Here is an 11,750-nt window from a genome sequence, read left to right as displayed (position 1 = left end):
GGCGTCCACCGTTAGTGGCATGACTTTGGCGACAGTACGATGAGCGGCGATTGCAAGCTAGATCGGATCGACCTTCGAATCCTTTCTCAACTTCAGAAACGTGGACGCATCACGAACGTGGAGCTCGCCGACGCCGTCGGGCTGTCTCCGAGCCCGTGCCTGATACGCGTCAAGCGGCTCGAGAAGGCCGGCTACATCGTCGGCTACGGCGCGCAAATCCAACTCGAAAAGCTTGGCGACGTCCAGATCGTATTCACCGAAGTGACGCTTGCCGATCACCGGCGCGAAGATTTCATCCGCTTCGTAGCGGCCATCAAGGACGTCGACGAGATCATCGAGTGCCACCTCGCAAGTGGCGGCTACGACTATCTGCTCAAGTTCGTCACGCGCAGCGTGAGCCATTACCAAAGCGTGATCGAAGGACTGCTCGAACGCGACATCGGCATCGAGAAGTACTTCAGCTACGTGATTATCAAATCGCCTTTCGTGAAGACGCACTATCCGCTCGAGGTGCTGTTCCCGCATTCGTAGGCCGCGCGCGGCAACTGACCTGAGACGCTGTCCATCGGCATTCGTCGATCAGCCCGGGTCGAGCTTCGGCTGAAGTCCGCTCGAAGCCTGCGCGGTCGACCTGCCGTTTCGCAATGTTCGTTTTTTGGAGGCAAACCCGCCATGGCTGGTAAATATCGAATCGCCGTGATTCCCGGCGATGGCATCGGCACCGAGGTCATGCCCGAAGGGCTGCGCGTGCTCGACGCTGCAAGCCGACGCTTCGGCATCACGCTCGAGTACGAGCATATCGATTGGGCAAGCTGCGACTACTACGAAAAGCATGGCCAGATGATGCCCGACGACTGGAAGGCCCAGTTGCTGCGTTGCGACGCCATCTTGTTCGGCGCCGTGGGCTGGCCCGAGAAGGTGCCCGATCATATTTCGCTGTGGGGCTCGTTGCTGAAATTCCGCCGCGAATTCGATCAATACATCAATCTGCGTCCCGCGCGATTGTTCGACGGCGTACCGTCGCCGCTCGCCGACCGACGCGCCGGCGACATCGATTTTTGGATCGTGCGCGAGAACACCGAAGGCGAGTATTCGTCGGTAGGCGGCGTGATGTTCGCCGGCACGGACCGCGAATTCGTCGTGCAGGAATCGATTTTCACGCGGCACGGCAGCGAACGCGTGTTGAAGTTCGCTTTCGATCTCGCGCAACGGCGTCCGAGAAAAAAGCTGACCGTCGCGACAAAAAGCAATGGCATTGCAATCAGCATGCCTTGGTGGGACGAGCGCGCGGCCGAAGTGGCGAAGGCCTACCCCGACGTGACGTGGGACAAGCAACACATCGACATTCTTTGTGCGCGATTCGTGCTCAATCCCGATCGGTTCGATGTCGTTGTCGCCACGAATCTTTTCGGCGACATTCTTTCCGACCTTGGCCCGGCCTGCACGGGCACGATCGGCCTTGCCCCTTCGGCGAACCTGAACCCGGACCGTGCGTTCCCCTCGCTGTTCGAACCCGTGCATGGCTCGGCGCCCGACATCGCCGGCAAAAACATCGCGAATCCGATTGCCATGATCTGGTCGGCCGCGATGATGCTCGACTTCCTCGGCGGACATGGCGGCAAGGAACGCGAGGCGCACGATGCGGTTCTGGCGGCTATCGAAGCGACGCTGAAGGAAGGCCCGCGCACGGGCGATCTCGGCGGCAAGGCCAGCACGCGTGATGTCGGGGTGGCTGTCGCCGAGCGCGTCGCCCAGGGTTGAGACTGACCGCAGCAACTTCAACAACGTACGGCGACACCTCCCTACGTCTATCAACGAAGCCGGATACGTCCCACGGCGACACCATCGAGCGGTATCGGTGCTGTCGTGGGGCGCTGCGGCTTGTACCGACACTGAAGCAGGAGCCCGAGCATGACGCGCACTTTTGCCCCGGAAGCATTGATCCGCAAAGACAATTTCATTGGCGGGCGATGGGTGCCGGCCATCGACGGAGCATGCTTTGCCGTTACCGATCCGGCTGACGGTTCGCTGATCGCCGAAGTGGCCGACAGCGACATTGCCGATGCGCGCGCGGCCACCGATGCGGCCGCGGCGGCGCTTCCCGCATGGCGCGAAACCTTGCCCAAGGAGCGCGCGGAAATCCTTCGGCGTTGGCACGCCCTCATCGTCGCGAATCAAGACGCGCTGGGTGCGCTGATCTCGCGCGAGCAAGGCAAGCCGCTAGCCGAGGGGCGCGGTGAAGTCGCTTATGGCGCATCGTACGTCGCGTGGTTTGCCGAGGAAGCCACGCGGATTTACGGCGATCTGATTCCGCAGCAGCAACGCGGCAAACGCATGAGCGCGGTCAAAGAACCGATTGGAATCGTCGCTGCGATTACGCCGTGGAATTTTCCGCTTGCGATGATCGCACGCAAGATCGCGCCTGCGCTCGCTGCGGGTTGCACAGTCGTGGGCAAGCCGGCCGAAGACACGCCGTTGACGGCGTCGGCGCTCGTGCTGCTCGCGCACGAAGCGGGCGTGCCGCCGGGTGTGCTGAATCTGATCACCGCGTCGCGGCAACGTACGGTTGCTGCCGTTTCAGACTGGCTGCGCGACGCGCGCGTGCGCAAGATTACGTTTACGGGATCGACGGCGGTCGGCAAGCATTTGGCGCGCGAATCGGCCGACACGCTCAAGAAGCTCTCGCTCGAATTGGGCGGCAACGCACCGTTCATCGTATTCGACGACGCGGATCTCGAAGCGGCGGCGGCGGGGCTTATCGCGGCGAAGTTTCGTAACGGCGGCCAGACATGCGTGTGCCCGAACCGCGTTTATGTGCAAGCCGGCGTGTACGAACGCTTTGCGGCGCTGTTGGCTGATCGCGTCTCGGCCATGAAGGTCGGGCCCGCCAGCGATACCGAGGTGCAGATCGGCCCGATGATCAACGAGCGTGCCGTGCAGAAGATCGCGCGCCATGTCGACGATGCGATCACCCGTGGTGCGCGGATATTGACGGGCGGCACGCGCCTTCCGGCGCTTGGACCGAATTTCTTTGCGCCCACGGTGCTTGTCGATGCGGATTCGCGCATGGAGCTATGCAGCGAAGAAACGTTCGGCCCGGTCGTGCCGTTGTTTCGCTTTAATGAGGAGTGCGAAGCGATCGAAGCTGCGAATGCCACGCCTTATGGGCTTGCGTCGTATTTCTATACGAATGACATGAAGCGCATCGAACGCGTTTCGCGCGCGCTCGAAGCGGGACTCGTGGGCATCAACGAAGGGGCAATATCGAGCGAAGCCGCTCCGTTCGGCGGGGTAAAGGAGTCGGGGTACGGTCGGGAAGGCTCGAAGTACGGGCTCGACGATTATTTGTCGATCAAGTATTTGTGTCAGGGGAATCTGGCTTGAGAGAGCGTCGGCAACAGCGGGTCGCTTCGCCGACGTGCGTGGTTTTGCGCAGCCCCCGCTTCCGCATGCCATCACATTTCGATAGAAGGCGACGCCCTGCTCAAGACGGCCTTTGCTGAAGGCGCCGCCCAAAGCCCCTTCAACTCATCAGCCAATGCGTCGACTAACCTGATCACGTCGGCGGGCGCCGATTGATGATGTGCTTCGGCGACGATCAGAACCGACGCGGTCTCGCCCCGCACCGCCGAATACGCACTCTGCCGATGTGTCCAGCGGCGGGCGTGTGCGCGATTGTCCGCATCCGCAAAAACGACCTCGCGGGGATCGGGGCATTCGACTTCCCCCGCGAACGAGTGGTAGTGTTCGTCGCCTTTCGCATAGCGCACTATCATCTGTTGCGAAATGCGTGAGACATCGAATACGGCAATCGGAATCGCGAACGCCAGCGAAACGGCATTGCAAAGATCCACCAACGGATGCAATCTCGGCAACGCCCCCTCCTTCCGAAAGCGGCGCAGCAACGATTCCGCCGCGCAGCGATATTGCGTCGGCTTAAGGCCCATCTGCGCGAATACGCGGCGCCAAGCCTGCACCTCCGGCCAGTCTCCTTCTGACGCCCGCTCCAAGCGCTGCCGTGCAATGGCTTGATATTCGGCAACGCGTGCGTCAACGCTCGGCCGGTCGGTCACGCCCTCTGCCAGCAAAACGCCGGGGACCAACGCGGGATGGTCCTCCCAAATCTCCGGCGAATGTCGAAAATACATAGCGCAGCCTCCCTCCCTGTGTGAACGATGTCGTCCCGTCACAGCATAGGCGGCGTCGCGCTGACCGTCTTGAATAAAATTGCAGCAACTCGACCCGCTCCTTTAGCCCACGCTTTCCTCGAGCGCAATAGCGAGGCGCCTACCCGCCTCGTCGGCCGTCTCGGGCGTGATCGTCGAATACGAAAGACGCAAGGTGTTGCGCTGCGGTTCGTCGACAAAGAACGCACTGCCAGGTACGAAAACGACCCCGGCCTCGATGGCACGTGCGAGCACGGCGGACGCGTCGACGTCATCACGGAAACGCGCCCAAAGAAACATGCCGCCATCGGGCCGATTGAACTCGATGGCATCTCCCAGATGCCGTTCGAGGCTCGAACATAACGCTTCGCAACGGACGGCGTATGCGTCCCTGAGAATCGGGAGCCGTTCGCCCAACCGTCCGCTCGCGAGGTAACGTTCGACAATCCGCTGCGAGAGCGTACAGCTATGCAGGTCGATCGCTTGCTTCGCGATGGCCACGTTCGAGTAGTACGCATCGGGAATGACCATCCAGCCCATGCGCAATCCGGGCGAAAGGATTTTCGAGAACGTCGACATATAGACGACAAGATCCCGGGCACCGGGTGTTTGCCCGGCGATTTCGAACAAGCTCGGCAAAGCACGGCCGCGCAGTCGAAGATCCCCATACGGATCGTCTTCGAAGATGAGGACGCGATGCCGGGCCGCCAATTCGACGAGACGTCGACGTCGATCGAGCGTCAACGTTCCACCCGATGGATTGGCGAAATTCGGCACCACATAAATCGCCTTCACGCGCTCGCTCGCGAACAATGCTTCAACGCGGTCGAGATCGATGCCGTCGGCCCCGGACGGCACCGACAGCATGCGCGCTTCCGAAAATGCAAATGCCTGCAGCGCGGCTAAATAGGCGGGACGTTCGACAACGATCGTGTCTTCCGGATTCAGGAAAACTCTCGCCACAAGATCGAGCGCTTGTTGGGAGCCGGTCGTCACGAGCACGTTGTGCGCGCCCGCGTGGAGCCCGCGCTTGCCCGCGAGCGTAGCGATCTGATCGCGCAAGCCGGCTTCGCCTTCGGTCATGCCGTACTGGAACGTATCGCGCGTTCGTGCGCGCAACTCTTCGCCGAGTGCGGCTTCCAGCCCTTGAATGTCGAATAGATCGGGCGCGGGAATACCGCCTGCCAGGGAAATGATCCCGGGCGTCCTGCTGTATTTGAGGAGTTCGCGAACGGCGGAGCTTTGCGCGCCCACTGCGCGTCGAGCCAACAACGTATCGGTTTCGGACATGGGTAGCGTATGGATATCGGAAGGTCTCCTACGCTACCGGATCGTCAGCGTTGCACCCTAGTCATAAGCTGCGGCGCTTGTGCATTGTTGCTTCGGCAGCCGAGCGCGGTATGCAGTCGGTGTCAGTCCATGCGCGCGTCGGAAATGCTTGGAAAACTGAACGGGATCTCCGAAGCCGCTCGCGAAAGCAATCTCCTGGATCGACATGTCGTCACGGCGTAAACAAGCGCTTGCGTGCCCCATCCGCTTGTTCAGCACGTATTGATAAGGCGACATGCCCGTCGCGAGCTTGAAGCACCGGCAAAAGTAATATTCGCTGAGCCCGGCCTGCTTTGCGAGGTCGGCCAGGCTGATCGGCATCGCGATGTTTGCCTCGATGAATCGATCGAGGCTGCGCAGGCGCGCCGCGTTCATCGCCGGCGCCTTCGTTGGCTTGGGCCGACAGTCGCGGTAACGCGTGACGATGTGCGCGGCAAGCGTGCGCGCGAACGTTTCAGCGAACAGCTTCCCATGCGGGTTACCCGCCGCCAGTTCGGTATCGATCGCCTCCGCCAGTTCGAGCACGAAGCGATCTTCTTCGTTCGCAAAACGCGGTGCGATGTCGACCCGTGCAATCCCCATTTCGGCCGCGACCGTCTCGACGAGCGACGGTGCAAGCGTCATCAAATGCAGACGGCCGAGGGGACTTTCGTAGCGCACGCGATGCGCGCATCCGCTTGGAAGATAGACCGCGCTGCCACGGCGCTGATGTTCGGTACGCATGACACCGTCGATCATGCGATCGGCCTTCGAACCGGAATTGAGCTTGACCATCAGATAGTGATCGGGGATCACGTGTTCGACCGTTTCGAAGCGCTCGGCTTCCCGATGTTCGAAGTAAAGCGACTCCCAGCCGAAATGGGCGCTCGTGCGCACGGCCTCGGTACGCAAGATCGCGACGCGGCTTTGCGCGTCACGGAAATCGAGCCGAGGGAGCCGCGTCGTCACGATGGATCAACTCATTTAGGTTTCAGTTGCGAAAGATCATGCACCGGACCGCCGTCGGCCGATGTTGCCAACGCGGCATAGGCTTTCAACGCCTGGGGGGCAAGTAGACGTAGGATAGCATCGCGCCGTAGCGCGTGGTCAGATCGCGCACCTCGACGGCCTCGACTGGGGCAACGGCGACATCCCGTCCCAGTTGCCGTTGATGCTGACGCAAAGGACTTCCAGCAGAGCGGCCAGCGGATTAGTTTCGGTGCTGCATGTCAATTTACAGGCCGAGGAGTCTGACCTCCCTGATTCCTTAAGCAAACGCCCCATTCGCCGTCAAGCCGAACTCTTTGCGTTGTAGGCCACGCAACGGAGCAGCGAGCGCAGCCGGTCTCCCGGCCTAAAGTCAAGGTTCCCCGCGCCGATAACAGCAAATGAGATGGTCGCCATCCAACCCTATTCCTGACAGTGCTGCTAACCGAGAGAGACTCAGACTTATGCTGGCATCGATTCGCGGACGTATCCTGGCGGCCTGCGTCGCCATCGTGGCGACAGCCCTGGCTGTGACAGGAGGCCTTGTCTACACCGTCGTCAAACACCACAACGACGAGGCGATCGAGCAGAACTTGATGTCGATCTTGACGGGGCATGCGCTTGCGATCGATGAATGGATCTCCGACCGCGCAAGGCAAACTCAGGCACTCGCCGATACGATCGCAATCGGCGAAGGCGATCCGCTGCCGGCGCTGAAGCTGCTGGCGAAATCGGGCGGTTTCGAGGTGATGACGCTCGGTCTGCCGGATAAAACCGCGTTCTCCAACGTGCCGCTCGCACCCGGCTATGATCCGACCGCGCGGCCCTGGTACAAGCAGGCGGTCGCCGCCCAGCAATTGATCGTCACGGCGCTGTACAAAGACGCATCGAACGGAAAGCCCGCATTCGCGTTCGCCGTGCCGATCGTCCGCGACGGCACCGTGAAAGCGGTCATGGCGGCCAGTCTCTACATGGAAAGTGTGAGCAGCATCGTGACATCGGTGCATCCCACGCCATCGAGCTTCGCATTTCTGGTCGACAAGGCCGGCCACATTATCGCGTCGGCCAAAACCGATCTCATCATGAAGCCGGCCACCGAACTCTCGCCGGCATTGACACCGGAGACGCTCGAAGGGCTGAAGTCCGGGGCTAATACGGCTACGGTCGACATCGACGGCGCCACCAAACTGCTGCGCGCGCAGCCCATCACGGGCACCGATTGGTCGCTGGTGCTTGCGCTGGATAAGTCCGACGTGACGGCAGGGATGCGCGCCGTTGCAACGACGACCCTCGTCGCCATCATTCTGGTTGCGCTGATCGCCGCTGCACTCGTAGGGGCGCTGACCAACGCGGCTTTCAAACGCGTGCTGCGCGTGCGAGACGCATTGATCGACGTCGCGAGCGGCAGCGGCGATCTCTCCACCCGGTTGCCTGCTGCAGGCAAAGACGAGGCTGCTCAGATCGGGCATGCGTTCAATCTCTTTGCGGAAAAAGTCAGCGCGATCCTGCTGCAGATCCGCGTAAGCAGCGAATCGGTCAACGTTGCGAGCGCCGAGATCGCGCAGGGCAATCAGAACCTATCGAGCCGCACGGAGCACGCGGCGTCCAGCTTGCAGGAGACTGCCGCGGCACTGGAGGAAATCGCCGGCACCGCGCGCAACTCGGCAGATGCGGTCACGCAAGTGAGTCAGCTCGCCGCGTCCGCCTCGACGGTCGCTACGCGCGGCGGTCAAGTCGTGGGCGATGTCGTTTCGACGATGGAAGAAATCACGAAGGCTTCGGATAAGATCGCCGACATCATTGGCGTGATCGACGGAATCGCCTTCCAGACGAATATCCTTGCACTCAACGCAGCCGTGGAAGCGGCACGGGCGAGCGAGCACGGGCGCGGCTTCGCCGTCGTGGCCGCCGAGGTCCGCGCGCTCGCGCAGCGTAGCGCGCAGGCCGCCAAAGAGATCAAGGAACTCATTCACTCCTCCGTCGAAAAGATCGGGGAAGGATCGGCGCTCGTGCAAACGGCAGGCGCGACGATGACCGAGATCGTCGACAGCGTGCGCAGCATCTCAGGCGTGATCGATGAGATCACGGTCGCCGCTAGCGAGCAGAGTACGGGGCTGGGGCAGGTGAACCAGGCCCTCGCGCAGCTCGATCACACGACGCAGCAAAACGCGGCGCTGGTCGAGCAGTCGACCGCGGCGGCCGCTCTATTGCGTGAAGAAGCATCGAAGCTCGCCCATGCGGTCGGGGAGTTCAAGCTCGCGCACCACTGAAGCGTCTGCTAACTCATGGTGATGGTGCGCTAGCCGATGCGCGGCGACAGCGTGCCATTGCCGCCTCGAAGTGGGACACAGACCGGCTCCGCTTGGCGCAGAGCCGGCGATCTGAATCCATGGTAAGCGCCCCAGGCGGCGTGCATTGCAACGTACGCGTGTGTTACTTGCGTTTCAGTTGCGAAAGATCACGCACCGCACCGCGGTCGGCCGACGTTGCCAGCGCGGCATAGGCTTGCAACGCCTGCGACACGATGCGCTCGCGATTTTCCGGCATCCACGCCTTATCGCCCCGCGCTTCCATCGCCGCGCGGCGGCGCGCCAGTTCGTCATCCGACACGGCCAAATGCATCTTGCGCTGCGGGATGTCGATTTCGATCACATCGCCGTCTTGCACGAGACCGATCGTGCCGCCTTCGGCTGCCTCGGGCGAAGCATGCCCGATGACGAGGCCCGATGATCCGCCCGAAAAACGGCCATCGGTAAACAACGCGCAGGTTTTGCCCAAGCCCTTCGATTTCAAGTACGACGTCGGGTAAAGCATTTCCTGCATGCCCGGGCCGCCCTTGGGCCCTTCGTAGCGAATCACGACCACATCGCCCGCCACGACCTTGTCGCCGAGGATCGCTTCGACGGCTTCGTCCTGGCTTTCGAACACGCGCGCACGTCCCGAGAAAATCCACTGCGATTCATCGACGCCCGCCGTCTTGACGATACATCCCTTCTCCGCCAGGTTGCCGTAGAGCACGGCAAGCCCACCGTCCTTCGAATACGCATTCTGCTTGCTGCGAATGCAGCCGGCCTTGCGGTCGGTATCGAGCGAGGCAAACGTCGCCTCCTGGCTGAATGCGACCGTAGTGGGAATGCCGCCGGGCGCCGCGCGATAGAACTTCTGCGCTTCCTCGCCCGCACCACCCGCGACGTCCCAGTTGGCAATCGCGTTGCCGAGCGTGCCGCTATGCACGTTCCCGCACGACACATCCAGCAGCTCGGCGCGAGCCAACTCGCCAAGGATGCCGAGGATGCCGCCCGCACGATGCACGTCTTCGATGTGATACTTGTCCGTTGCCGGCGCCACCTTGCACAGGCACGGCACCTTCCGCGAAATGCGATCGATGTCCGACATCGTGAAATCAACGCCGGCTTCTTGCGCAGCCGCCAACAGGTGCAGGACGGTATTCGTCGAGCCGCCCATCGCGACGTCGAGCGCCATCGCGTTTTCGAATGCCTGCTTGCTGGCGATGCTGCGCGGCAGGACGGACGCGTCTTCTTCCTGATAGTAGCGGCGGCACAAGTCCACGATCAGCCGGCCCGCCTGTTCGAACAGGCCCTTGCGCCATGCGTGCGTGGCGACGATCGTGCCGTTGCCCGGCAACGAAAGGCCGATTGCTTCGGTCAGGCAGTTCATCGAGTTCGCGGTGAACATGCCCGAACACGAGCCGCATGTCGGGCAGGCGCTACGTTCGACTTCGGCCACTTCGGCGTCGCTGATTTTCGGGTCGCCTGCCTTGATCATGGCGTCGATCAGGTCGATCTTCGCGATCACCTGCCCGTCCGTCGGCGATTTGACCTTGCCCGCTTCCATCGGGCCGCCCGAAACGAACACGACCGGAATGTTCAGGCGCATCGCGGCCATCAGCATGCCCGGCGTGATCTTGTCGCAGTTCGAAATGCAAACCATGGCGTCGGCGCAATGCGCGTTGACCATGTACTCGACCGAATCGGCAATCAATTCGCGCGAAGGCAACGAGTACAGCATGCCCCCATGGCCCATGGCGATACCATCATCGACGGCGATCGTATTGAACTCTTTCGCTACGCCGCCGGCCGCTTCGATTTCCTTCGCGACGAGCGCGCCCAGATCGCGCAGATGCACATGGCCCGGGACGAATTGCGTGAACGAATTCACGACGGCGATGATGGGCTTGCCGAAATCGCCGTCTTTCATGCCGGTGGCGCGCCACAGGGCGCGGGCGCCGGCCATGTTGCGGCCGTGGGTCGACGTGCGGGAGCGATAGTGGGGCATCTGTTTCCTCAGCTGGGGCGGTCTTCAAAAACGGCAATACTGCGAGAAGTCCGGTAAGTCGTCCAATATATTTTTCATGCTCGACTAATTCACAATACATATCGACTGACGAATTGGCGTAAAAGCGCGGTAGACTTGGCGCAAAATGCGGTAGCGAAGCACGAACGTCGGGCAAAACGGGGACAAACCACATAGTCGGGATTGGCGCTGAATCGGGCCTCTTTTCGCTCAATCGACACGCAGGCCGCTGGCGCACACTACAAACCATCGACGCGCTGACGGGCAGCAATGCCAGACAGCAGTCGCGATCCTCGGATATTCAGGAGATGGGCATGAGCACGTTGGCGGTAATTCTCTGCGTTTGGGCCTTGGTCGCTACCTGCGCCGCCCTTTTCATCCGCGGCGCCAGCCCGCGCCTGCAACGCGCAACGATTTCGGCGAAGCGTCGGCAGGTTCGCGCGTCGATAGCGGAGTAATTCGGACGCTCATTCCGATACGAGCGCCGGCGCGCGCTCGGCAGCGATTCCCGGCACGCTGATGCCCGGCACACTGCCCTTCCGAGAATACGCGCCGAGTAAATCGAAGCACTCGACCGGGTGCGTCAAGCCATCTGCTTGGCGCCCATTGATCTCCGCCCCCCAGCTCACTCACCCCCGCCTGATAAAATCCCCGGTCGCCCCAGCAACGATCGAGGATCTTTCATGTCGACCTCATCGCAAGGGCTACCGCGCTGGACGTTGTGGGCTCCGCTCGCCGCATGGCTGATACTCGGCCTGACACGCATCGTTCACGCTGAAGGCATCGCCATCGCGATGGTAGGCGTTGCGCTTGTCGGCTCCGTCTTCGCAGCCGTGCATCACGCCGGGGTCGTCGCCCATCGCGTCGGCGAGCCGTTCGGAACGCTCGTGCTCGCAATCGCCGTCACCGTGATCGAAGTTGCGCTGATCGCTCGGTCATGCGGGCTTACCTGTTCCCGTCGATCACGCATTGAAT

General features: G+C 61.8%; 8 protein-coding genes and 1 pseudogene. 5 read left to right on the top strand and 4 right to left on the bottom strand.

Annotated features, from left to right (window positions below; genetic code table 11):
* Window positions 1-39: 39 nt before the first annotated feature.
* The 3 genes from C0Z19_RS00145 to C0Z19_RS00135 all read left to right on the top strand — a co-directional run bounded on the left by C0Z19_RS00145 (window position 40) and on the right by C0Z19_RS00135 (window position 3,384).
* Window positions 40-531, top strand: coding sequence for an Lrp/AsnC family transcriptional regulator (locus C0Z19_RS00145; RefSeq protein WP_102607783.1), 492 nt, complete (start codon window positions 40-42; stop codon window positions 529-531).
* Window positions 532-672: 141 nt separating this feature from the next.
* Window positions 673-1,761 (top strand): tartrate dehydrogenase, encoded by a 1,089-nt coding sequence (locus C0Z19_RS00140; protein ID WP_102607782.1) that lies wholly within the window; start codon window positions 673-675, stop codon window positions 1,759-1,761.
* 150 nt (window positions 1,762-1,911) lie between these two features.
* The gene (locus C0Z19_RS00135; protein ID WP_102607781.1) at window positions 1,912-3,384 is read left to right on the top strand and encodes an NAD-dependent succinate-semialdehyde dehydrogenase; all 1,473 of its coding nucleotides are present in this window, start codon (window positions 1,912-1,914) and stop codon (window positions 3,382-3,384) included.
* A gap of 71 nt (window positions 3,385-3,455) precedes the next feature.
* On the opposite strand, the gene C0Z19_RS00130 is transcribed toward C0Z19_RS00135, so the two are convergent.
* The 3 genes from C0Z19_RS00130 to C0Z19_RS00120 all read right to left on the bottom strand — a co-directional run bounded on the left by C0Z19_RS00130 (window position 3,456) and on the right by C0Z19_RS00120 (window position 6,443).
* Window positions 3,456-4,148, bottom strand: coding sequence for a B3/B4 domain-containing protein (locus tag C0Z19_RS00130; RefSeq protein WP_102607780.1), 693 nt, complete (start codon window positions 4,146-4,148; stop codon window positions 3,456-3,458).
* A gap of 102 nt (window positions 4,149-4,250) precedes the next feature.
* On the bottom strand, window positions 4,251-5,456 hold the full coding sequence (locus C0Z19_RS00125) for an aminotransferase-like domain-containing protein (protein ID WP_102607779.1): 1,206 nt from the start codon (window positions 5,454-5,456) through the stop codon (window positions 4,251-4,253).
* 57 nt (window positions 5,457-5,513) lie between these two features.
* The gene (locus C0Z19_RS00120; protein ID WP_102607778.1) at window positions 5,514-6,443 is read right to left on the bottom strand and encodes an AraC family transcriptional regulator; all 930 of its coding nucleotides are present in this window, start codon (window positions 6,441-6,443) and stop codon (window positions 5,514-5,516) included.
* Window positions 6,444-6,925: 482 nt separating this feature from the next.
* On the opposite strand from C0Z19_RS00120, the gene C0Z19_RS00115 reads away from it, so the two are divergent.
* On the top strand, window positions 6,926-8,731 hold the full coding sequence (locus C0Z19_RS00115; RefSeq protein ID WP_102607777.1) for a methyl-accepting chemotaxis protein: 1,806 nt from the start codon (window positions 6,926-6,928) through the stop codon (window positions 8,729-8,731).
* A gap of 163 nt (window positions 8,732-8,894) precedes the next feature.
* Here C0Z19_RS00115 and ilvD read toward each other — a convergent pair whose 3' ends face one another.
* The gene (gene ilvD, locus C0Z19_RS00110; RefSeq protein WP_102607776.1) at window positions 8,895-10,757 is read right to left on the bottom strand and encodes a dihydroxy-acid dehydratase; all 1,863 of its coding nucleotides are present in this window, start codon (window positions 10,755-10,757) and stop codon (window positions 8,895-8,897) included.
* Window positions 10,758-11,458: 701 nt separating this feature from the next.
* Between ilvD and C0Z19_RS00105 the strand changes: the two are divergent.
* Window positions 11,459-11,704, top strand: a pseudogene (locus C0Z19_RS00105) (ionic transporter y4hA); the annotation flags it as partial.
* Between the last annotated feature and the right edge of the window lie 46 nt (window positions 11,705-11,750).

Origin of the sequence: Trinickia soli, assembly GCF_002879855.1 — a bacterium.
GTDB classification, from domain to species: Bacteria; Pseudomonadota; Gammaproteobacteria; order Burkholderiales; family Burkholderiaceae; genus Trinickia; species Trinickia soli.
This window is presented reverse-complemented; position numbering and strand designations above follow the sequence as displayed.